Here is a 23,121-nt window from a genome sequence, read left to right on the forward strand (position 1 = left end):
TCCATGGCGACCATCGCCCCGCCGGCCCTGCACATGGACCGCGCCCTCATCATCGGCCTGAGCCGCGAAGAAGCGGCCATCGCCGCCCCGCTGCAACGCCAGGCGCTCGGCTACGTCCTTTCCTTTGCCGTGCTGGCGCTGGCCGCGGCCAGCCTGCTGTTCTGGAGCCAGCGGCGGCGCCGGCAGCAGGCCGCCTGGCATGCGGAACAGGAAACGGAGCGCCAGGCCATGCAAGCCGTGTCCGACAGCGAAACGCGCTTTCGCACCCTGATCGAAGACGCGCCCGTGGCCATCGCCATCCTGCGCCACGGGCGCTTCATCTACTCGAATCCCCGCTACCGCAGGCTGCACGGCTACACGGCGGATGACAATCTGAACGGCCTGCCCTGGTCCGCCATGATTTCCGCGCCATCGCTGGCGGCGCTGGCCGCCAATGAAGCGCTGATCGAAGCGGATTCGCCCAGCGAACAGGTGTTCGAGGCCGTCGGCCTGGGCAAGCAGGGCCTGCCCGTACCCATGTTCAAGACCACCACGCGCGTGGTGCTCAAGGATGGACCGGCGACCCTGATCTTTGCCCAGGATATTTCCACGCAAAAGCAGGCCGAAGAGGCCATGCTGCTGGCGCGCGACGCGGCCGAATCGGCCAACCGCAGCAAGGCGGAATTCCTCGCCAACATGAGCCATGAAATCCGCTCGCCGCTCAACGCCATCCTCGGCATGGCCTGGCTGCTGGAACGCGACGGCCTCGATGGCGAAGCGCTACTCATGGCGCGCAAGATCCGCGCCGCCGGCCAGTCCCTGCTGGGCATCATCAACGACGTGCTCGACGTATCGAAAATCGAGGCGGGCCACATGACCATCGAACGGGCGCCGTTCCGCCTGGCCGACGTGATCGAAAAGATCGCCGCCAGCATGGGCGTGGCCGCGCATGACAAGCCGATCGAAGTGCGCATCGGGCCGCTGCCCGATGGCGTCGACCAGGTGATGGGCGACGCGCTGCGGCTGGAACAGGTGCTGGTCAACCTGACCAGCAACGCCATCAAGTTCACCGCGCAAGGCACGGTCGAGCTGACGAGCGCGCTGGAGAGCCGCAACTGCGACGCCGCGGTGCTGTGTTTCAGCGTGCGCGACACGGGCATCGGCATCGCGCCCGAGGTGCAGGAGGCGATCTTTTCCGCCTTCGCCCAGGCCGACAGCTCCACCACGCGCCGCTTCGGCGGCACGGGCCTGGGCCTGACCATCTGCCGCCAGCTGGTGCGTCTGATGGGCGGCGCCATGCGCCTGACAAGCGTCATGGGCCAGGGCAGCACATTCAGTTTCACGGTGCCGCTGCAGCTGATGCCCGCCAGCGCCCCGTCCTTGCCCGACATGCAGGGCTTGCGCGTCTTGCTGGCCGACGGCAAGGCCGACTCGCGCGCCGCCGTGGCCGCCGTCGCGCACGGCCTGGGCTGGCGCGTGCATGCCGTCTCCGGCGGCCAGGCGGCGCTTGAGCATGCGCTCGCCTGCGCCGACGACGCGCGGCCCGGCGTCATCGTGCTGGCCGCGCGCATGCCGGACATGGACGGGGAAACCACGGCGCGCGCCCTGCGCGAGCACCTGCCGCCGCAGGATTGCCCCATCGTGATCCTGGCGGCCAGCGGCGCACCGGCGACAGCGCCCGCGCGCCGCCATACGGACTCGGCCAATCCGGCCGATGCCATCCTCAACGAACCGGTGACGGCTTCCAGCCTGTACAACGCGACGATGGAAGCGCGCCAGCGGCGTGCTGAAGCGGCCGGCCTGGACACGGGCCACGCAGCGCTGGGTGCACGCGTGCTGGCCGGCGTGCGCGTGCTGGTGGTCGACGACAGCGACATCAACCGCGACGTGGTCAACCATATCCTGTGCGACCAGGGCGCCCTGCCCTCGTTCGCCTGCGATGGCCAGCAGGCGCTGGACTGGCTGCTGGCCCACCCGTCCGACGTCGACATCGTGCTGATGGATGTGCAGATGCCCGTCATGGATGGCTTGCAGGCGACGCGCGCGCTGCGCCAGCTGCCGCAGTTCCAGGACTTGCCCGTGGTGGCCCTGACGGCCGGGGCGTTCCGGACACAGCGCACGGCGGCGCTGGAAGCGGGCGTGAACCATTTCATCAGCAAACCGTTCGACGTGCCGCAGACCATCGCCCTGATCGCAAGCACGCACCGGCGCCATGCGCAAGGGCTGCCGGCCCTGCCGCCGGCAGCGACCGAAGCGGCGGCGCCCTCGCGGGCAGGCGGTGCGGCGCCCGTGATCGACCTGGCGCAAGGGATGGCGCAGTGGCTCGACGAAGCGCCCTACCGCCAGCATCTGTCGCACTTCGGCAACACTTACCGCAACACGGTGGGCGCCATGCGCGCGCTGCTGGCGGCCAATGCACGCGGCGACGCCGCCGCGCTGGCGCACAAGCTGGCCGGCGTGGCAGGCAGCTTGGCCCTGCCCGCCACCCTGCAAGCCGCCCAGCAAGCCGAACAGCTGCTGCACGCGGGCGACGATGCGTCAGCCGCGCTCGATGCCCTGGAACAGGCGCTGGCGCACGCCATCGATGCCGTCGCCGCATTCACGGCACAGACGCCGGCGCCCGGCCAGCCGGCCATGCCAGAAACGCAACATGGCAACGCATGCCAATGATAGACTTGCCAATATGAAAATTTAGGAGACGCCATGATCTGGTGCAGGGATTTGCTGTTGAGAGCCTTCATGCTGGGCATGCTGCTATTCGTCGTGGGCGAATCGCTGTCCTACTGGACGCCGGAAATCAAGAAACTGCTGGCCTGGCGCCCGTTCTGACGCCAGGCTAGCCTTCGCGGCCATCCACCCTGGCACGCCACAAATAAGGCGCATACACGCACGCATACAGGCCAAAGGCCAGCGACCAGCACGCGCCGGCAGCCAGCAGCAGCGGCATGGACAGCGAGGCGGGACCGACGGCGGCCAGCAGGCGCGCCAGCGCGCCAAGCTGGATCAGCCAGTACATCGCCGCTTCCGCCCAGCCGCCCTTGAGCGCACGTCCCGTGTGGCCCAAGGTGGTGCGCGTCATCATGCCGATGATCAGGCCCGCCATCGATCCCACCGTCAGCGCGTGCAAGGCGGCGCTGGCCGGCAGCAGACCCAGGCTGGCGGCCGCCAGCAGCGCAAAGCCGATGCCGATCCACGCATACGACAGGTGCAAAATCCACAGCAGCGGCACGCGCACCGTGCGCTGCGGCTGCCAGGCTAGCAGATTGGCCAGCGATACGCCTGCCGCGCACAAGGCCAGCGGCGCCGTCAGCCAGGCGGGCGCACCGGCCAGCCACGCGATCGCGGCCGCCGCCATGCAGGCCACGGCGACCAGCGCGCGTTTCGGGCTGGCCACCGGCGTGCTGCCAGGTGCGCCATTGCGGGTAAACATGGGAATGACGCGCGCGCCGATCACCGATTCGATCAGCACGATGATGAAGATGGCCGCCTGCACGGGCACAAACAGCGACAGCGGCAGCCAGCCCAGCACGGCCGCGTGGAACAGGCCATTGGCCAGCGCCAGCAAGGCCAGCAGACCGACGAGGAACAGATTACGCGTATTGCCCGAGCGGCGCAGCACCTGGTACAGGGGCCAGGCGGCCAGCGGCAGGAACAGCCAGTCGACCAGCGCCGGCAGCAGGCCGGGACCGCACAGCATGGCCACGCGTCCCGCCAGCCACAGCCCCGCCAGCGCCATCAGCTGCGCACCGTGCGGCGTGGGCAAGCCCGTCCAGTTGCGCCCCGCCGTATAGAGGAAACCGACGACGACGGCCAGCGCGAAGCCGAACACCATTTCATGCATATGCCATCCCAGACCCACCTGCAGACCGCCCGGCAGCAGGCCCGCATAGCTGGCCAGCCACAGGGGAATGGCGATGGCCGCAAACACGGCCGCCAGCAGGTAGAACGGGCGGAAGCCCAGTTGCCAGACGGCGTGGCCGGCATGCCAGGGGGCGGCGCCTGCTGTCGTGGAAGGTGGGGAAGGTTCGCTGATCGGAGTGATGGCCATGATGGAGTCGCCTTTAAAGATATATTCAATATACTACTTTAAAAGCGCAGAGGCCGCCATCGGCATAAAGGACTAGAGAGATAGCGACAAGTCACCATGGGGTCTGACCCGGCGGGTCAGACCCCAACTCGGGCTACTTGCCCTGGCGGTGCTCGACCGCGTACACGGCCGCCTGCACGCGGCTCGTGAGGTTGAGTTTTTTCAGCACGTTCTGCACGTGGATCTTGACCGTGCTTTCGGCCAGGTCGAGGGTGCGGGCGATGCCCTTGTTGCTCTCGCCGCGCGACAGGCAATCGATGATTTCCTTTTCGCGCGGGGTGAGCTTGTCGAGTTCCGACACGGGTTCCTCCCGCCGCGTGCCCGCCTGCAGCTGCGCCACCAGCTTGCCCGTCATCGCTTCGGCGATGACGACTTCGCCGGCCGCCGCGCGGCGGATGGCGCGCACCAGGTAGTCGGCGTCGATATTCTTGATCAAATAGCCGCAGGCGCCCGCGCGCAGGGCCGTGGCCAGGTCTTCGGCGTCTTCCGACACGGTCAGCATGACGATGGCCGTGTCGGGGCAGTCGTGCTGCATCAGTTGCAGCGCTTCCACGCCGGACATGCCGGCCATGTTCAGGTCCAGCAGCACCACGTCGGGCTGCAGCTGGATGGCGCGCTTGATGCCTTCCACGCCATCGGCCGCCTCGCCGACGACGGAAAATTCCGTGTGCCGCTGCAGCAGCGAGCGTATGCCGCTGCGGAACAGCGCGTGGTCGTCCACCAGCATGACGGTGATCGGTTTATCGGGAGTCTCCATTTTTTTGTACTTTCAGATAGTGGCTTAGGCGGCGCGGCGCTGCTCGCGCGACAGATGCAGTTCGACGGTCGTGCCGCCGCCGGGGCAGGCATGCACGTCAAACGTGGCCTCGATGCGCTGCGCGCGCTCGCGCATGATATGGATGCCGACATGGCTGTCGCCCTTTTCCAGCACGGCGGCAGCGTCGAAGCCGACGCCATTGTCGCTGATCGTCAGCGTAAAATCCTGGTGATCGGCGAGGCGCACCTCGACGTGGCTGGCCTGCGCGTGCTTGCGGATGTTCGACAGCGCTTCCTGCACGATGAATAATAACTGCAATTGCTGCTCGCGGGGGAATGGCGCGCCGTCGACGTCGGCCAGCAGCTCGGCGTCGATGCCCGTCTGGCGGCGGAATTTGTCCAGCGCCGCGCGCAGGGAGCCGATCAGGTCATCCTCCATCAGGCGGCTGCGGAAATTGGCCAGCAGTTCACGCACGTCCTCGTAGCTTTCCTTCACGCCCGCGTGCAGAGCCGGCACGATGCCCGCCACCTCGTCGAAACGCGCATTGCGCACGGAGTCGTCGAGCATCTGCACCTGCAGGTTGAGGAAGTTGAGGCTTTGCGCGATGCTGTCGTGCAGACCCTGCGCCACCAGATTGCGCTCTTCGGAAATGGCCATCTCGCGTTCGCGCGCGGCCAGGCGCAGGTTTTCCAGCGCGATGCCCAGCAGCTGGCCCAGGGTTTCCAGCAAGGCCAGTTCGCGCGCGGAAAACACGCGCGCATGGCGGAAATGCAGGTTAAAAAAGCCCAGGTGCTGTTCGTGCGCGTGGATATGGAAAACGGAGACGGTGGCAAAGCCCTCGCGGTGGCAGCGCAGCTCGTGCGCCTTGTCGATGCGCCGCATGTCGTGCACCTTCGCCACCTTCATCTCGACGGCCGTGCCGCACAGGCAGTCGCCCACCTTCAGGCAATGCTCGGACGCCACCAGTTCTTCGGACAGGCCCGTATGCACCACCATGTGCAGGTTGCCCCGCTCGGCGTCGAGCACGCGCACGGTGGAACCGTCGGCCTCGAAATAATCGACGATGCGCTGCATGAAGCCGCCGCAGATATCTTCCAGGGGCTGCGGGCGCTGCAAAAAGGCCGCGCTTTCATACAGCAGTGCCAGTTCGCGGTTGCGGTATTCGAGCGTGGCCGTCTTGCTGCGCACGCCCTCTTCCAGGTTGCCGTACAGCGCCTGCAGGCGGTCGGCCATCTGGTTGAAGCCGCTGGCCAGCTGGCCGAATTCGTCATTGCTCTCGACGGCCAGGCGCACGCTGAAGTCGCGTTCCTTCATGCGCTGCATGCCCAGGCGCAGCCGCGTCACCGGTTCGATGATGAGCATGAACATCAGGTAAATCATGCTGACCGTGCCGATGACGGCCATGCCGACGAGGATCAGCTGCGAGGCGCGCAGCCAGAAGGTGCGCTGTTCGCTATCGTGCTCGATCAGGCGCACCAGCTGGTCGACCTGTCCCACGAAAGTGTCGGCATCATGCTCGAACTGGCGCGCGCGCACAATGGAATCGGCGGCCAGGGCGGCCGGACGCAAGGCACTGCGCCAGGCGACGCCGATGCGTTCGAATTCGGACTTGATGGCCGTGCTGGGGGGCAGGAACAGGGGACGCTGCGGGTCGCCGTGGCCGATCTTGGCCAGGGTCTCGTCGATCAGCAGCACTTGCTGGCGCGCCTGCTCGCGGGCGTCGCTGGCAAGCAGCAGGGTCAGGCGGTAGGTCTGCATGCGCAGCCGGCCCGTCTCGTTGATGGCGGCCGAACTGCCTTCGAGCTGCCACGACAAAAACAGGGTGCAGCCGATGGCGCTCAAGGCCAGCACCAGCATGAGCAGCAGCGCGCCGACAATCTTGGTCGACAGCTTCTGCCAGGAGGAAAACATCGCCTTGAATTTCATACCGCCCTTGAATGTGAATGCAAACTGCCTCAGCCGCCCGTCTGTGCCATGAACCGGATGATTTTATCGGGCTGCGTATTGAAATCGTGCTGCTGCGGCTTCAGTTCGATGGCGGCGCGGATCGCCGCCTCGATCTGCGCATCCGTGGCCCCGCCGCGCAGCATGGGGCCAAACGCGAATTTCTCTTCCTGTCCCAGGCACAGGTACAGGGTACCATCGACGGACAGGCGCACTCGGTTGCAGGTGGCGCAAAAATGCTGCGACATGGGCGTAATGAAGCCGATGCTCGAGCGTCCGTCGGGGGTCGCCATGTAGCGCGCCGGCCCTCCCCCCAGTTCCATTGCCTGCGGCACCAGGCCGAAGCGGGCCGCCAGGCGTTCGCGCACGGGGCCCAGCGGCATGTAGCTGGCATTGCGGCCCGTGCTGCCCATCGGCATGGCTTCGATCAGGCGCAGGATGAACTGCTGCTCGATGCAGAAGGCCGCCATGGCCTCGATCTGGCCGTCATTGATGCCGCGCATGGCCACCATATTGATCTTGATCGGGTCGAAACCGGCCGCCTTGCCCGCCATCAGGCCATCCAGAATGGGCTGCAGGCTGTCGCGCCCCGTGATCTGCTGCATGCAGGCGCGGTCGAGCGAATCGAGGCTGACGTTGATGCGGTCCACGCCGGCCGCGCGCAAGGCCACGGCATGCTTGCCCAGTTGGGTGGCATTGGTCGACAGCGACAGGTCGTCCAGACCGGGCAGCGCGGACAGCCTTTGCGCCAGCTGCGGCAGATTGCGCCGCAACAGGGGTTCGCCGCCCGTCAGCCGCACGCGGCGCGTGCCGAGGCGCACGAAAATGCCCAGCAGGCGCTCGATCTCGTCGAACGTCAGCCAGTCCTTCGGCTCCTCGAAGCCGCGAAATCCCTTGGGCATGCAATAACCGCAGCGCAAATCGCAGCGGTCGGTGACGGACAGCCGCACATAATCGATCGAACGGCCAAAACGGTCCTGCAACTTGACGCTACCCATGACGCTACTCCTGATTCTTCCGTGATTGTAAAGGCTGGGGCACAATCTGGCTGTGCCCCAGAAGGCCTAGCGGCCTACGCCTTTTTAGCTACGCATTTCTACTTACTGAACCAGCGGGCTGGCTGTGCCTTCGAGCTCGATACCGGCGATGTCCGCGCGCCCCACGAGCAGGTGCAGGTACTGGTGCACGGCGCGCTGCCACGCCGCCCGCGCCAGGCGGTCGGCGATCTGCGCCTGCACCGCTTCGTACGGGATGGCCTGGCCTTCGACCCGGCGCAGCACCTGCACGATGTGGTAGCCGAAGCGCGTTTCCAGCAAATGGCCGGCCAGCGCGCCTGCCTCCAGGCGGAACACGAGGGCGTCGAATTCCGGCACGCTCTGGCCCGGCGACAGCTGGCCCAGGCTACCGCCCAGGGCGCCGGACGGACAGTTCGAATACTGCGCCGCCAGTTCGGCGAAGCGCTCGGGCGCCAGTTTCAGGGCATCGAGCACGGCTTGCGCCGTCGTGCGCAGCAGCTCCAGGGGCGCCTCCGGCGTCACCTGAAACAGGATGTGGCGCGCCTCGACCAGCGCCCCGCTGCGAAACAGCTGCGGGCGCTGTGCATAAAAGGTGCGGCAAGCCGCATCGTCGGCGGGCGGCACGCGCACTTCCTGCGCGAACAGCGCCTCGATGCGGTCGTCATCGCTGCCGCCCTGCACGCCGAGGCGTTCGGCCTCGTCCAGCAGCAGCCGGCGCAGCACCAGTTCATGCACGGCCTGTTTCAGCGGATTGCCGGCACCGTCGTGATGCGGCAGTTCCTGCGCGATGTCGGCATCGTCGATATCGATGCCATTGACGGAGATTCCCATGATATGACTCCTTTCTTAACGGCGACGAACCAGTTGCCAAGTGCGTCCCAGATAAGCGACTGCGCCAAAGCCGCTCCACACGTGCACCAGACGGGTGAACGGGAAGATGACGAACAGCGACATGCCCATGAACAGGTGCAGCTTGAACACCAGCGGCGCGTCGACGATGAAGCTGGCGGCGTCGCCGCGGAAGGTGACGATGTGCTGCGCCCAGTTCATCAGCAAGACCATCATGTGGCCATCCATGTGCGATGCCGAGACGAAGATAGACGACAGGCCCAGCAGCAAGGTCAGCAAAATCCACACCATCACCAGCTTGTCGCCGGCCGTGGTGACGGCGCGCAGCCGTGCATTGCCGAAGCGGCGCGCCAGCAGGATCAGGATGCCGGCCAGGCACAGCCCGCCCATCACGCCGCCGGCCGCCATGGCCACGCCCTGCTTCAGGCTATGCGACACGCCCAAGGTATCCCACACCCAGACCGGGGTGAGCAAGCCGGCCGCATGGCCGAACAGCAGGCCGATGATGCCGATGTGGAACAGGATATTGCCCAAACGCAGGCTGCCGCGGTGCAGCAGCTGGCTGGAATCGGACTTCCACGTGTATTGCTCGCGGTCGAAACGGATCAGGCTGCCGAGAAAAAAGATGGCCAGCGCGATGTATGGATAAATGCCATACACAAATTGATGTAAATAATTACTCATGATGTACTCTCCTCATGCGGGCGCGCTTCAAGCGGCGCGGCGCGGCTGCGGGTGAAAATGCACGGGATGGACGCCGCCCGGGGCTTGACGCAGCAAGGGCTCGACGCCGTCCGCACCGGGACCGAAGGTTTCCAGCGCTTCATCCATGTCGCGCACCGGCGGTTCGGCCAGCATTTCGGCCGCCACGGGACTCAGGCGTTCGAGCACGGTGAAGACGGGCGCATACGGGCTGCCGTTGGCCGTCAGCTTGCGGCCGATGTGGGCCAGCACGTGGACGGCGTCGCCCAGCAGCGGCGCCGAGACTTCCTCGTCGAGCTGCGCCAAAAACTCCAGGAACAGGGGCACGAAGTCGGGCAAGTCGTCGCCCACCATTTGCAGGCCGTGGCGCTTGTATTCCTCCATCAGGTCGACCATGGCCTGGCCCCGGTCGCGCGATTCGCCGTGGATATGCTCGAACAGGTGCAGCGAGTGCGACGGATTGCGGTCGAACGTGGCCACGTACTGCTGCTGCAGGTCGATCAGGCTGCTGCTTTCCAGGTGCGCCAGCAAGGGCCGCAACAGCGCCTGCTGCTCCGGCACGGCCGCCAGCGCGGCCTCCAGTTGCGGCAGGTGCGCGATCAGCTCGGGCTCGGGATACAGCAGCAGGCGCGACAGGACTTGGTAGTGATGCATAGCGTTGTTCATATCGGTTCCTTAGGCGCCAGGCGCCGTTTTGCGCGACTTCGGCATCTGCATGAAGATGGCCGAACCGTGTTTTTTCTTGCCGAACAAGGTCGGTTCGCTGCTGCCGTCCGAGCAGCCGTTGCCGAAACTGAAGCCGCACGAACCCTTCTCGTTGAAGCTGTCCTCGGCCATTTCCTTGTGGCTGCTGGGAATGACGAAGCGGTCTTCGTAATTGGCGATGGCCATGATGTGGTACATGTCCTCCACCTGCGCCTTGGTCAATCCCACTTGCTTGAGCACCGTGAGGTTCTCCACCTTCTCGACCGTCTTGCTGCGCATGTAGGCACGCATGGCCAGCATGCGGTCCAGCGCCGTGACGATGGGCGGCTGGTCGCCGGCCGTCAGCAAATTGGCCAGGTACTGCACGGGAATGCGCAGGCTTTGCGTGTCCGGCAGCATGCCGTTGACGCCCAGCTTGCCCGATTCGGCGGCCGCCTGGATCGGCGACAGCGGCGGCACATACCACACCATCGGCAAGGTGCGGTATTCGGGATGCAGCGGGAACGCCACTTTCCACTCGACGGCCATCTTGTAGACGGGCGACTTGACGGCCGCTTCGAGCCAAAGGTCCGGGATGCCCTGGCGGCGCGCCTCGGCGATGATGGCCGGGTCGTGCGGATCGAGGAACAGGCCCAATTGCGCCTGGTACAGGTCCTGCTCCTGCGGCACGGAGGCGGCAGCCTCGATCTTGTCGGCGTCGTACAGCAGCACGCCCAGGTAGCGGATGCGGCCCACGCACGTTTCCGAGCACACGGTAGGCTGGCCGGCCTCGATGCGGGGGAAGCAGAACGTGCACTTCTCCGCCTTGCCGGACGACCAATTGTAGTAAATCTTCTTGTACGGGCAACCGGAGATGCACATGCGCCAGCCGCGGCACTTGTCCTGGTCGATCAGCACGATGCCGTCGTCTTCGCGCTTGTACACGGAGCCGGACGGGCAAGACGCCACGCACGTCGGGTTGAGGCAATGCTCGCACAGACGCGGCAGATACATCATGAAGGTGTTTTCGAAGGTGCCGTACATCTCCTTCTGCATGTTGTCGAACAGCTTGTCCTTGCTGCGCTGGGCAAACTCGCCGCCCAAGTCATCTTCCCAGTTCGGGCCCCACTCGATTTTTTCCATCTTTTTCCCCGTCAGCACGGAGATCGGACGGGCCGTCGGCGGCGTCTGCGACAGCGGCGCGCTTTGCAGGTGCTCGTAGTCGTAGGTGAACGGCTCGTAGTACTCGTCGATGGCGGGCAGGTTCGGATTGGCGAAGATATTGGCCAGGATCTTCAAACGGCTGCCCTGGCGCGGCTCGATCTTGCCAGAGTCCGTGCGGCGCCAGCCGCCATTCCACTTGTCCTGGTTTTCCCACTGCTTCGGATAGCCGATGCCGGGCTTGGTTTCCACGTTGTTGAACCATGCGTACTCGACGCCGTCGCGGCTGGTCCACACGTTCTTGCAGGTGACGGAACAGGTGTGGCAGCCGATGCACTTGTCCAGGTTCAGCACCATGCCGATTTGCGCTCTGATTTTCATACTATGCTCCTTCTTCCTGCAACGGGCCTTCGAGCCAGTCGACCTTGTTCATCTTGCGCACCAATACGAATTCATCGCGGTTGGAGCCCACCGTGCCGTAGTAATTGAAGCCGTACGCCAGCTGGGCGTAGCCGCCGATCATGTGCGTCGGCTTGGGCACGGCGCGCGTCACCGAGTTATGGATGCCGCCCCGCTTGCCCGTCATCTCCGCGCCAGGCACGTTGATGATCTTTTCCTGGGCGTGGTACATCATCGTCATGCCGGCCGGGATGCGCTGGCTGACGATGGCGCGCGCCGTCAGGCTGCCGTTCACGTTGAAGACCTCGATCCAGTCGTTGTCGACGATGCCTGCCGTCTTCGCGTCGGTTTCCGACAGCCACACGTGCGGTCCGCCGCGCGACAGGGTCAGCATGCGCAGGTTGTCCGAATACGTGGAGTGGATGCCCCACTTCTGGTGCGGCGTCAAAAAGTTCAGCGCCAGCTCCTTGTTGCCGTTCGGCTTGGTGCCCAGCAGCGCTTCCGTCGTCTTCGTGTTGATGGCCGGCTTGTACACGCACAGTCCCTCGCCGAAGTCGCGCATCCACAGGTGATCCTGGTAGAACTGCTGACGGCCCGTCAGGGTGCGCCATGGAATCAGTTCATGCACGTTGGTATAGCCGGCCGTGTAGCTGACTTCCTCGCTTTCCAGGCCCGACCAGGTGGGCGAAGAAATGATCTTGCGCGGCTGCGCCTGCACGTCGCGGAAGCGGATGCTGTCATGCTCGCGCGGCAGCGCCAGATGCGTGTGCTCGCGTCCCGTGATGGCGGACAGCGCGGCCCAGGCCTTGACGGCCACGTGGCCATTCGTTTCCGGCGCCAGCGACAGAATCATTTCGGCTGCATCGATGGCCGTATCGAGGCGCGGCTGGCCCTTCGACACGCCTTCATCGAGCACCGTGCGGTTGATGCCCCGCAATACCTCGACTTCATGGCCCGTTTTCCAGGAAATGCCCTTGCCGCCATTGCCGATGGTTTCCAGCAGCGGTCCGATCGAGGTGAACTTCTTGTAGACGTCGCGGTAATTGCGCTCGACCACCGTCATGTTCGGCATGGTCTTGCCGGGAATCGCATCGCATTCGCCGGCGCGCCAATCCTTGGGATCGAAGGGCTGGCCCAGTTCGCCCGGCGTGTCGTGCATCAGCGGGGTGAGGATGATGTCTTGCTGGGTGCCCAGCAGCTCGCCGCCGATTTCCGAGAATTTCTCTGCCAGCCCCTTGTAGATTTCCCAGTCCGACTTCGATTGCCACAGCGGCTGCACGGCTTCGGACAGCGGATGGATGAACGGATGCATGTCCGACGTATTCAGATCGTCTTTTTCATACCAGGTGGCCGTCGGCAGCACTACATCGCCATACAGGCAGGTGGTCGACATGCGGAAATCCAGCACCACCAGCAGATCGAGCTTGCCTTCGGCGGCCGGGCGCACTTTCACCTGTTTCGGCGTGATGCAGTCGTCTTCGTCGCTGAGCAAGCCGTTCTGCGTGCCCAGCAGGTATTTCAGGAAGTACTCGTGGCCCTTGCCCGAGCTGCCCAGGATGTTCGAGCGCCAGACAAACATATTGCGCGGGAAGTTGGCCGGATTGTCCGGATCGTCGCACGAGAACTGCAGCTGGCCCGCCTTGATCTGGTCGAGCGCATACGCGGCCGGCGCCTGCCCTGCCGCCTTGGCGGCCTTGGCCACCTCCAGCGGATTGGTCTGCAGCTGCGGCGCCGATGGCAGCCAGCCCATGCGCTCGGCCTTGGCGTTGTAATCGAGCAGGGTCAGGTCGCCCGTGCCGCCGGCCGCCGATGGCGAGGCGATGTCGCCCGTTTCCAGCTTTTCATGGCGCCACTGGCTCGTGTGGGCATAGAAGAACGAGGTGCCGTTCATCTGGCGCATCGGGCGCACCCAGTCCTGGGCGAAGGCCAAAGGCGTCCAGCCCGTTTGCGGACGCAGCTTTTCCTGGCCCACGTAATGGGCCCAGCCGCCGCCCGACTGGCCGATACAGCCGCACATCATCAGCATGTTGATGATGCCGCGGTAGGTCATGTCCATGTGGTACCAGTGATTCAGGCCGGCGCCCACGATGACCATGCTCTTGCCGCGCGTCTGGTCCGCGTTTTCCGCGAACTGGCGCGCCACGGTGATGACGTCGGCGCGTTTCACGCCCGTGTGCTTCTCTTGCCACGCGGGGGTGTACGGCACGTCGTCGTCATAGCTCTCGGCCACGTTCTCGCCGCCCAGGCCACGGTCGATGCCGTAGTTGGCCAGGGTCAGGTCGAATACGGTGGTGACGAGGCCCGTCGTGCCGTCGGCCAGGCGGATGGTTTTCACCGGCACCTTGCGCAGCAGCATGTCGGACGCGTCCTTGCCGCCGAAGTAGGCAAAACCCACTTCCGTGACGGCGTCGCTGTCGTTGATCATGGAGAGCATCGGCACGATGGGCGCGCCGCTGCCGCCGGCCTTCTGTTCCAGGTTCCACTTGCCCGACTCGCCCCAGCGGAAGCCGATGGAGCCGGCCGGCGCGGTAATGGCGCCCGTGGTTTCATCGATGACGAGGGTTTTCCATTCCGGGTTGTTGGTTTCGTCGAGGTTGTTGTCCAGGTGCGAAGCGCGCAGGAAGTAATCGGGCACCAGGGTGCCGTTATGCTCCTTGAGCAGCACCAGCATGGGGAAGTCCGTGTACTGGCGCGCATAGTCGCGGAAGTAGGCGCTCTGGCCTTCCGAGTGGAATTCCTTGAGGATGACGTGACCCATGGCCAGCGCCAGCGCGGCGTCCGTGCCCTGTTTCGGCGCCAGCCAGATGTCGCCGAACTTCACCATTTCGCCGTAGTCGGGCGAGATGGCCACGGTTTTCGTGCCTTTGTAGCGCACTTCCGTGTAGAAGTGGGCGTCCGGCGTGCGCGTCATCGGCACGTTCGAGCCCCACACCATCAGATAGGTCGAGTTGTACCAGTCGGCCGATTCCGGCACGTCCGTCTGTTCGCCCCACACTTGCGGGCTGGCCGGCGGCAAGTCGCAATACCAGTCGTAGAAGCTCAGGGCCACGCCGCCGATCAGCGACAGGTAGCGCGTGCCGGAAGCATAGCTGACCATGGACATGGCGGGAATCGGCGAGAAGCCGACGATGCGGTCCGGGCCGTATTTCTTGATCGTCAGCGCGTTCGCGGCGGCGATGATTTCATTCGATTCTTCCCACGTGGCGCGCACGAAGCCGCCCAGGCCGCGGATGGATTTGTATTGCTGCGAGCGCACGGGGTCCTGGCTGATCCAGTCCCAGGCCGTGACGGGGTCCATGGTCTTGCGCGCTTCGCGCCACATTTCCATCAGGCGGCCCCGCACCATCGGGTATTTCACGCGCTGGGCCGAATACACGTACCAGGAATAGCTGGCGCCGCGCGGGCAGCCGCGCGGTTCGTGGTTGGGCAGGTCGGGCCGCGTGCGCGGGTAATCGGTTTGCTGGGTTTCCCAGGTGATCAGGCCATTCTTGACGTACACCTTCCAGCTGCACGAGCCGGTACAGTTCACGCCATGCGTGGAGCGCACGATCTTGTCGTGCTGCCAGCGCTGGCGGTAGGCGTTTTCCCAGGTGCGGTCTTCGTCGACCACGGTGCCATGGCCGTTCGAAAACGGCTCGGCGGGCTTGCTAAAAAATTTAAGACGGTCCAGAAAGTGACTCATGCTACCTCCACATTGCGCCGCCGGAGCGGCGCCAGGTCATAAAAACGCTGCAAGCCGGATGGCCCACGCGTCGATACAAACAGTCTATCGACGCGCCGTGCCCGGCGGTATTGGCAAGAAGTCGGTTTCCGGCACCAGGAATGCATAGGCACGTAGTCACCCGGATAGTCACTATTGCCTATGGGCGCCGCGACCGTGCTGCGGTATACCTGTCGTCATCGTTCAACACAGAGAAAGAGCACCATGTCGATTACCGATTACGCCAGCCTGCTGCACAGCGCCCGCAACCAGGAGCAGCCGCAACGCCTGCTGTTCACCTTTACCCAGGCGCAGGCCCAGCCTGGCGGCCAGGGCAAGTCCCTCACGCCCGTGATGTGCGCCGACAAGCTGCCCGATGAACTGGGCAGCTTCGAGACATTGAAGGAAGAGTCGAAACAGATGCAGACGCACTGGGACGTGGTCTTCGTGGCGGGACTGGCGGGTCGCGAGGGCCAGCCGCCCGCCGCGCAGGAATGCGAAGCGCCCCTGCGCGCCATGGTGACGGCGATCGAGCAAGGCCGCATCGACAGCCTGCTGGCGTTTGACCGCAGCGGGGATTTATTGCGTTTTAGCTGAGGGAATTTGTCGGATTACGGCCTGCGGCCTCGGCGGCCCCGCCTAATCCGACCTACCAGATGTAGGCCGGATTAGCGTAGCGTAATCCGACACATTGTTGGCGGCACGTTTCGGATTACCTGGCCGCATCCGGCCAAGGGCGCTCATGCAGATGGCGCGCCCGCTCTATCGGACAGACAAGCGGCAAAAACTGCTGCTGGCGCGCCGAATAGGCCATCAGCGCCCCGCTGTCGATGTCAAAATACCAGCCATGCAGTTTCAATACGCCCTGCTCCACCCGGCGCTTGAGCCACGGGTAGGTGAGCAGGTTGTCCAGCGACTGCAGGATGCTGGCCAGTTCGCACGCATGGTGCTGTTCCTCCGACGAGCGGTGCGCCAGGTCACGCCGCACCCTTTGCGCCACCGGTTCGGCGATGCGCATCCACTGTCCCACGAAGTCCGTTTCCTGCCCTTCCGCGCGCGGCTGCGGTTCCAGCAGCGCGCGGATGCCGCCGCAGCGCGCATGGCCCAGCACGATGACCCTGGCCACTTCGAGCTTGCAGACGGCGAATTCGATGGCCGAACTGACGCCGGGCGGCGCGTCTGGCGTGCACGGCGGCACCAGGTTGGCGATATTGCGCACGACGAACATGTCGCCCGGGTCGCTGCCCGTCAGCAGCATCGGATCGACCCGCGAATCGCAGCAGCCGATCAGCAGGGTCGTGGGCCGCTGCCCGTCGCGCAGGCTGTCGTACAAGGTTTGCGGCTCGCTGAAATACTGCTGCTGAAACAGGCTGAAGCCGTTGACGAATTTTTCCAGTTCTTCCATGACATACTCTCATTTCCTCAACGTCTGGCAAGAACGACTTGCCAGACATTCCAACTTTAGCAAGGCATCGGCGCATTCTTGCGCGCATAGCACCACCAGGTGATGGCGATGCAGCTGACATAAAAGCCGATGAAGCACCACAGGGCCGCGTCGGGGCTGCCCGTCAGCGCAATCGACGTGCCATAGCTTTTCGGGATGAAGAAGGCGCCGTAGGCCGCCACGGCCGACGTGAAGCCCAGCACGGCCGCGCCTTCCTTGTTGGCGTCGACGATCGCTTGTTCCTGCGCCGCCTTGCCCTTGCCGGCGGCCGCGCGCTGGTGCTCCGTCAGGAAGATCACGGGGATCATGCGGAAGGTCGAGGCATTGCCGATACCCGTGCCGGCGAACAGCAGCATGAACATCCAGAAGAAGCCGTTGAAACTGCCCGCAGTGTGCACACTTCCGCCCGCTTGCGGCATGAAGTACAGCACGCCCAGCACGGCGCCTATCATCAAGAGGAACGACCACAGGGTGACGCGGGCGCCGCCCAGTTTGTCGGAAATCACGCCGCCGGCCACGCGCGCCAGGGCGCCGACCAACGGTCCCAGGAAGGCGTAATCGAGCGGGTTGACGTCGGGGAACTGGATCTTGATCAGCAGCGGGAACGCGGCCGAGTAACCGATGAAGGAGCCGAAGGTGCCCGTGTACAGCCAGCACATGAGCCAGTTGTGCTTGCGCTTGAAGATCACGGCCTGTTCGGAAAACGACGCCTTGGCCGACGCCAGGTCATTCATGCCGAACCAGGCCAGTAAAGTCGACAGCGCGATGAACGGCACCCAGATGAAGCCCGCGTTTTGCAGCCACATCTCCTTGCTCACGCCATTCTTGACCCAGGTGAGCGAATCGCCGCCCCAGGCGCCGAAGACGGCGAACGTGATCACCAGCGGCACGACGAACTGCACCACCGACACGCCCAGGTTGCCCAGGCCCGCATTCATGCCCAGCGCGAAGCCCTTGCTGGCCTTCGGATAGAAAAAGCTGATGTTGGCCATCGACGAGGCGAAATTGCCGCCGCCGAAACCGCACAGCAGCGCCAGGATCAGCATGGTCGGATAACCGGTGTTCACGTCCTGCACGGCCAGGCCGATGCCGATGGCGGGAATCAGCAGCGAACCCGTGGAAATGGCCGTCCAGCGGCGGCCGCCGAAGATCGGCACCATGAACGAGTAAAAGATGCGCAAGGTGGCGCCGGACAGGCCCGGCAAGGCCGTCAGCCAGAACAGCTGGTTGTTACTGTAGGTAAAACCGATGTTGGGCAGGTTGACCACCACCACGCTCCACACCATCCACACGGCGAACGCCAGCAGCAGCGCGGGAATCGAGATCCACAGATTGCGCGCGGCCGTGGCCTTGCCCGTGCTTTGCCAGAAGCTCGGGGTTTCCGGCTCCCAGGTATTGATCATATAGCGGCTCATGCTTGTACTCCTGCAGGTTGAGTAGTTGGTGCCGCACGCAGCGGCTTGAACGAGAAATGCATCCAGACGAGGGAAACGCAGACGGTGCCGTACAGGAGCATGAAGGAGCTCGAACGCACGCCCGTGAAGTCCACCAGGGCGCCGAACATCACGGGCAAGATGAAGCCGCCCAGGCCGCCGGCCAGCCCCACCACGCCCGAGACGGCGCCGATGTTGTCGGAAAAGTCATCGCCGATGAACTTGAAGACGGACGCCTTGCCGACAGCCATGGCGATGCCGACGATGAACAGCAGCACGGTGAACCACAGCGGCGACAGGCCGATATGGAAGGCCAGCGGCCCCGTGACGGTCTCGATCACCATCTGCGTTTGCGGATACGACAGCAGGAAGAAGCACACCCAGCACACCCACATCACGGCCCAGGTGACTTTCGCCGCACCGTATTTGTCGGAGATCCAGCCGCCCAGCGCGCGCAGCACGCCGCCCGGCAGCGAGAAGCAGGCGGCCAGCAGCGCCGCGTGCTTCAGATCAAAACCGTATTCGGCCACGTAATACTTCGTCATCCACAGGGCCAGCGCCACATAGCCGCCGAACACCACCGAGTAGTACTGGCAGTAGCGCCACACGCGCGGATCCTTCAGCACCTTCATCTGGGCCGAAAAACTTTCGCCCGATGGCGCCAGGTGCGATTTGTCCGTGTACGAAAACAGCCAGAAGATGATGGCCGTGGCCAGCATGGCCACCGCATACACCTTGGGCAGCATCTGCCAGCCGAAGGCGGCGACGATGCCCGGCGCGACGAACTTGGTCAGCGCGGAACCGGAGTTACCGGCGCCGAAAATGCCCATCGCCAGGCCGCGGCGCTCCTTTTCGTACCAGCGCGCCACGTACGGCGTGCCGACGGAAAACGAACCGCCCGCCAGGCCCACGAACATGCCCAGCACAAGGAAATGCCAGTAGGCGGTGGCGTAGGAAATCAGGTAGATCGGCACCACGCTGGCCAGCATCAGCAGGAAGAAGACGCGGCGTCCGCCGTATTTGTCCGTCCAGATGCCCAGCGGCACGCGCACGAGGGAGCCCGTCAGCACGGGCATGGCGGCCAGCAGGCCGAATTGCGTTTCAGTCAAGCCCAGGCTGGTCTTGATGGGGATGCCCAGTACGGCAAACATCATCCAGACTGCAAAGCAGATGGTAAATGCGAAGGTACTGCTGATTAATACGGACGCCTGCTTGCGCCGCATGCCCGGTTCGACTGCCTTGTTACTGCTGTTACTGTTCTTGTTAGTGCCATCTAGGGTAGCCACGATGTTTCTCCATGAATGCACTGGCCGTCTGGCCAGCCGTCCCGACCAGCTTACGTGGCAGCGGCGAAAGGCACTATCGGCCACAGGGTGATTCCGGGAAGGCAATCTGGATAGCCGCATCGGCAAAAGTGACTAGATGACGGGGTGCGCGCCTAGCCTGGATGGCGGGTGTTTTACAAACCGGCACATTTTTGGCACACTCGGCGCCTGGAGAAAAGGAGCGGCATGCAGAACAGGCACGAAACAGACGAGATCATCACGCGCGTGGCCCAAGCTGGCGATGTGGCAGCCATGCTGGCCTGCGACGCCTATGCCCAGACGCACCCGGAGCGCGGCGAGGCCGTGCGCGCCGCCGTCGGCAAGGGCCACTGCCAGGTGGCCCTCCGGGCCGGCCAGGTGGCCGGCTATGCCCTCACGCACGGCGACTTCTTCGGCTACGGTTTTGTCTCGCTGGTGGTGGTCGCGCCCGCGCACCAGCGCTGCGGCGTGGGATTGCGCCTGCTGGCGGCCGCTGCGGACGCGTGCCAGACAGGGAAGCTATTCACCTCGACGAACCGGTCGAACGGCGCCGCGCAACGGCTGTTCGCCGGCGCAGGCTTCGTGCGCAGCGGCCAGATCGACCATCTCGATGAGGGCGATCCGGAGTTCGTGTACGTAAAATTCCTGCCTTAGGCTCGTCTCATCCCGACGGCGTATGGTGCGGAAGGCCAAAGGCGGCTATGCTGGCGCCACCGTCAATCACCGTACAACATCACGCATGGATTATCTGAGCCTCAAGCATTTCCACATGGGCTGCGCCGCCGCCAGCGGCGCGCTGTTCCTCTTGCGCGGCGCCTGGATGCTGCGCGCCTCGCCCGCCTTGCAGCAGCGCTGGGTGAAAATCCTGCCGCATCTGGTCGACACGGCACTGCTGGCCAGCGCCATCGCCCTGGCCGTGTGGAGCGGCCAGTCCCCGGGCAGCCAGCCCTGGCTGGCCGCCAAGCTGTGCGCGCTGGTGGCCTACATCGCGCTGGGCACCATCGCCCTGAAGCGGGGCAAGACGCCGGCCGTGCGCGGCGCCGCCTTCGCGGGTGCCGTGCTGGTATTCGCCTACATCGTCGCCGTGGCCGTCACCAAGCAGGCCTGGCCGCTGTAATACCAGGCAAGCGCATCAGAAGAGGTAGCGCAGGGTGACGCTGGCGTTGCGCGGCGCGCCCCAGTACCCCTGGTTGTACATGCCAAGCTGGCTGTAGTAATGCTTGTCGAACACGTTGTTGATGTTCGCCTGCAGGGACAGCTGGCGCGACAGCGCGTATTTCGCCATCAGGCTGGCCACGGCATAGCCGCCCTGCTCCACGCGCTCCGTGCCCTTCGGCCCCGTGGCATCGCGGTAGGCGCCGCTCTGCCAGTTCACGCCGCCGCCCACGGACAAGGCGCGCCAGCCGCCAGGCAGCTGGTACGTGGAAAACACGCGTGCCAAGGTCTGCGGCACATAGCTGTTCAGGCGCGCGCCCGTGTTGTCCTCGGCTGCGGCATGCGACACGCTGGCCGAAACGTTCCAGCCCTTGGCCAGCTCGCCCGACACGTCCAGTTCCACCCCCTTGCTGGTGGTGCCCGAGGCCGCGTAGTACGCCTGCGTCAGCGAATTGCCGACAAAATGGCCCGTGTCTTCCTGCGCCAGGCCATCCTGCGCGATGCGGAACACGGCCAGCGCCGCATTAAGTTTACCGCCGAAATACTCGCCCTTCACGCCCGCTTCCACATTCTTGCCTTGCACGGGGTCGAGATAGCGGCCAAACCGGTCCTGGTAGCCCTGCGGCTTGAAGATCTTGCTGTAGCTGGTGTACAGCGCATGCTGCGCATCGATATCCCATACCAGGCCAGCATATGGCGTGACGGCGTGCTTGGCATACGCATAGCCGCCGCCCCAGTCGTCGACGTGGTCCGCCTTGTAGCGGCTGTAGCGCGCGCCGACGATCAGCTTCAGGGGATCTGCCAGCGAAAAACGCGCCGTGCCATAGATGCCGCGCTGCTGCACCGTGTCGAGCAGCTTCCAGCGCGAGAAATTCGGGTCGTTCCAGTCCGGCTCCGGCGTCACGCCCTGCCACTGATGAAAATTGCCGTAGTCGACGCTGCCGCCGGCAATGCCGGGGTTGCTGGCGAACTGGTTGCTGCCCGAGACGCCGAACGCCAGGTCGTGCGTGCGGCCCAGCAGCTGCAGCGGCCCCTGCACATAGGCGTCGACGCTGTCCTGGCGCCGCGTGCCGGAGTAAAAGCCGGCGTAGCCCGTCACGCCCTGGCCCGTGGCCTTGTCCGGCCAGGTATTGGCGAAAAGTTCGGCCGCCGAGTAATTGCCCCAGCCATGATTCAGCATGGCCGTCAGGTTCCAGCCCTTGCCCAGTTCCTGCTCCAGGCGCAGGAAGGCAGTCTGGCTGGTGCTGAACCAGCGGCTCCAGGTGGTGGCCGTGGTGGTGGAGCGGGAAAACGTGGCCCGTTCGCCATCCGCGTACCACAGCGGCAGGCCGCCGTACATGCCGCCACGCGGGCGGTTGTCCTGGTATTCATAGCCGGCGATCAGCACGCTGCCGGGCGCCAGATCCGCCTCCACGGTGGCGTAAGCCATGGCCTTCTTGCCATGATAGAGATTCACATACGATTCGCTGTCCTGGTAGCTGGCCACGACTCTTCCGCGCACCTTGCCATCGGCACTCAGGGGTGTGGACAGGTCCGCGCTGGCGCGCGCATTCTGCCAGGAACCCAGGCTCAGGGCCGCATTCCCGGCCAGCTGCGCCGACGATGCGCGCTTGCGCACCAGGTTGATGGTGGCCGACGGTTCGCCCGCGCCCGTCAGCAGGCCCGTGGCGCCGCGCACGATCTCGACCCGGTCGTAGGCCGTCATGTCCAGCGTGCTGTCGCCCACATTGAACGCATTGTCGACCGTGGTGGGAATGCCGTCGTACTGGTAGCTGGCGATGGAAAAGCCGCGCGCGAAGAACGAGGTGCGGTCGCTGTCGTAGCGGTTGATGGCGATGCCGGCCGCGTTTTGCAGCACCTCTTCCACCGTTTGCAGGTTCTGGTCATCCATCTGCTGGCGCGTGACCACGCTGACGGCTTGCGGCGTCTCGCGCACGGACAGGCCCAGGCGCGTGGCCGAGCGCATGGTCCGCGTCGTATAGGAACCGCTGCCTTCCGTCGCGCCGTTCGCATCAAAGCTGGCGCTGACCTTCATCTCGGGCATGGTCTGGCCGCCATCGGCCGCTGCCACGTCGAGCACATAACCGCCATTGGCCTGCGGCACGGCGCGCAAGCCCGAGCCGGCGACGATGGCGCCCAGCGCTTCAGGCACGCTGTAGCTACCGGTCAGGCCGGCGCTGCGCTTGCCCGCCAAGGCGGTGGCCTGGTAGGAAATCATGGTACCCGTCTCCTGGCCGAAACGCACCAGCACCTGTTCCAGGGAGCCGGCCGGTATCGCCAGCGCGATGCGCGCCGCATTCGCGGCCTGGGCCGCAGGAGCGAAGATGGTGGCGCCGCTGGCGGCGAGCAGCCACAGAGCTTGGCTGACGGCCAGCGCCGCCACGCTGCGGCGGCAGGTACGGGAGGCGGAAGAAACGTGAATAAGTGTTGTGCTGGGCATGCGGACTGTTTTCCTGAAAGTGAATGAAGGGTTCACTTGCTATGTCACGCGAAAATCGCAAACCCCT

At 64.9% G+C, this 23,121-nt stretch carries 18 protein-coding genes; 5 read left to right on the top strand and 13 right to left on the bottom strand.

Annotated elements, in window-relative coordinates; translation table 11 throughout:
- A partial coding sequence (locus CSQ95_RS20360) for a response regulator (protein ID WP_099410816.1) occupies positions 1 to 2,649 on the top strand: 2,649 nt, incomplete at its 5' end.
- Positions 2,650 to 2,682: 33 nt separating this feature from the next.
- Positions 2,683 to 2,808, top strand: coding sequence for a hypothetical protein (locus tag CSQ95_RS30135; protein ID WP_257218121.1), 126 nt, complete (start codon positions 2,683 to 2,685; stop codon positions 2,806 to 2,808).
- Between the two features lie 7 nt (positions 2,809 to 2,815).
- On the opposite strand, the gene CSQ95_RS20365 is transcribed toward CSQ95_RS30135, so the two are convergent.
- From CSQ95_RS20365 to CSQ95_RS20405, 9 genes are all read right to left on the bottom strand, one after another.
- A complete protein-coding gene (locus tag CSQ95_RS20365; RefSeq protein ID WP_099410817.1) occupies positions 2,816 to 4,027 on the bottom strand; it encodes an NnrS family protein in 1,212 nt (403 codons plus the stop codon).
- 133 nt (positions 4,028 to 4,160) lie between these two features.
- Positions 4,161 to 4,823, bottom strand: coding sequence for a response regulator (locus CSQ95_RS20370; protein ID WP_086147379.1), 663 nt, complete (start codon positions 4,821 to 4,823; stop codon positions 4,161 to 4,163).
- Positions 4,824 to 4,847: 24 nt separating this feature from the next.
- On the bottom strand, positions 4,848 to 6,734 hold the full coding sequence (locus CSQ95_RS20375; RefSeq protein WP_306532653.1) for a type IV pili methyl-accepting chemotaxis transducer N-terminal domain-containing protein: 1,887 nt from the start codon (positions 6,732 to 6,734) through the stop codon (positions 4,848 to 4,850).
- A 44-nt stretch (positions 6,735 to 6,778) separates the two neighbouring features.
- On the bottom strand, positions 6,779 to 7,765 hold the full coding sequence (gene moaA, locus CSQ95_RS20380; RefSeq protein WP_070223612.1) for a GTP 3',8-cyclase MoaA: 987 nt from the start codon (positions 7,763 to 7,765) through the stop codon (positions 6,779 to 6,781).
- A gap of 102 nt (positions 7,766 to 7,867) precedes the next feature.
- Positions 7,868 to 8,614 carry a peptidylprolyl isomerase gene (locus tag CSQ95_RS20385; RefSeq protein ID WP_070223614.1) on the bottom strand — a complete coding sequence of 249 codons (747 nt, stop codon included), beginning with the start codon at positions 8,612 to 8,614 and terminating at the stop codon, positions 7,868 to 7,870.
- Positions 8,615 to 8,629: 15 nt separating this feature from the next.
- Positions 8,630 to 9,316 (bottom strand): respiratory nitrate reductase subunit gamma, encoded by a 687-nt coding sequence (narI, locus tag CSQ95_RS20390; protein WP_070223616.1) that lies wholly within the window; start codon positions 9,314 to 9,316, stop codon positions 8,630 to 8,632.
- A 27-nt stretch (positions 9,317 to 9,343) separates the two neighbouring features.
- A complete protein-coding gene (narJ, locus tag CSQ95_RS20395) occupies positions 9,344 to 9,988 on the bottom strand; it encodes a nitrate reductase molybdenum cofactor assembly chaperone (protein WP_083287114.1) in 645 nt (214 codons plus the stop codon).
- Positions 9,989 to 10,009: 21 nt separating this feature from the next.
- The gene (gene narH, locus CSQ95_RS20400; RefSeq protein WP_070223621.1) at positions 10,010 to 11,560 is read right to left on the bottom strand and encodes a nitrate reductase subunit beta; all 1,551 of its coding nucleotides are present in this window, start codon (positions 11,558 to 11,560) and stop codon (positions 10,010 to 10,012) included.
- Position 11,561: 1 nt separating this feature from the next.
- Entirely contained in the window at positions 11,562 to 15,260 is a 3,699-nt protein-coding gene (locus CSQ95_RS20405) for a nitrate reductase subunit alpha (protein WP_070223623.1), read from the bottom strand.
- Positions 15,261 to 15,503: 243 nt separating this feature from the next.
- Between CSQ95_RS20405 and CSQ95_RS20410 the strand changes: the two genes are divergently transcribed.
- A complete protein-coding gene (locus CSQ95_RS20410) occupies positions 15,504 to 15,875 on the top strand; it encodes a ribonucleotide reductase subunit alpha (RefSeq protein ID WP_070223625.1) in 372 nt (123 codons plus the stop codon).
- 115 nt (positions 15,876 to 15,990) lie between these two features.
- Here the strand turns inward: CSQ95_RS20410 and CSQ95_RS20415 are convergent, their stop codons facing one another.
- Genes CSQ95_RS20415 through CSQ95_RS20425 form a run of 3 tightly spaced genes read right to left on the bottom strand, consistent with a single transcriptional unit; the run spans position 15,991 to position 19,378 of the window.
- Positions 15,991 to 16,683, bottom strand: coding sequence for a carbonic anhydrase (locus CSQ95_RS20415; RefSeq protein ID WP_070223626.1), 693 nt, complete (start codon positions 16,681 to 16,683; stop codon positions 15,991 to 15,993).
- Between the two features lie 56 nt (positions 16,684 to 16,739).
- Positions 16,740 to 18,137: a NarK family nitrate/nitrite MFS transporter gene (locus tag CSQ95_RS20420; protein ID WP_070223628.1), complete on the bottom strand. Its 1,398-nt coding sequence runs from the start codon at positions 18,135 to 18,137 to the stop codon at positions 16,740 to 16,742.
- On the bottom strand, positions 18,134 to 19,378 hold the full coding sequence (locus CSQ95_RS20425; RefSeq protein WP_099410818.1) for a nitrate/nitrite transporter: 1,245 nt from the start codon (positions 19,376 to 19,378) through the stop codon (positions 18,134 to 18,136). Before CSQ95_RS20425 ends, CSQ95_RS20420 begins: the two co-directional genes overlap by 4 nt.
- 288 nt (positions 19,379 to 19,666) lie before the next feature.
- On the opposite strand from CSQ95_RS20425, the gene CSQ95_RS20430 reads away from it, so the two are divergent.
- Together CSQ95_RS20430 and CSQ95_RS20435 are read left to right on the top strand one after the other, a co-directional pair.
- A complete protein-coding gene (locus CSQ95_RS20430) occupies positions 19,667 to 20,113 on the top strand; it encodes a GNAT family N-acetyltransferase (RefSeq protein ID WP_099410819.1) in 447 nt (148 codons plus the stop codon).
- Between the two features lie 85 nt (positions 20,114 to 20,198).
- The gene (locus tag CSQ95_RS20435) at positions 20,199 to 20,576 is read left to right on the top strand and encodes a SirB2 family protein (protein ID WP_099410820.1); all 378 of its coding nucleotides are present in this window, start codon (positions 20,199 to 20,201) and stop codon (positions 20,574 to 20,576) included.
- A gap of 15 nt (positions 20,577 to 20,591) precedes the next feature.
- On the opposite strand, the gene CSQ95_RS20440 is transcribed toward CSQ95_RS20435, so the two are convergent.
- Positions 20,592 to 23,054, bottom strand: coding sequence for a TonB-dependent receptor (locus tag CSQ95_RS20440; protein WP_099410821.1), 2,463 nt, complete (start codon positions 23,052 to 23,054; stop codon positions 20,592 to 20,594).
- Positions 23,055 to 23,121 lie beyond the last annotated feature (67 nt).

Origin of the sequence: Janthinobacterium sp. BJB304 (genome assembly GCF_002735765.1) — a bacterium.
Classification (GTDB): domain Bacteria; phylum Pseudomonadota; class Gammaproteobacteria; order Burkholderiales; family Burkholderiaceae_D; genus Janthinobacterium.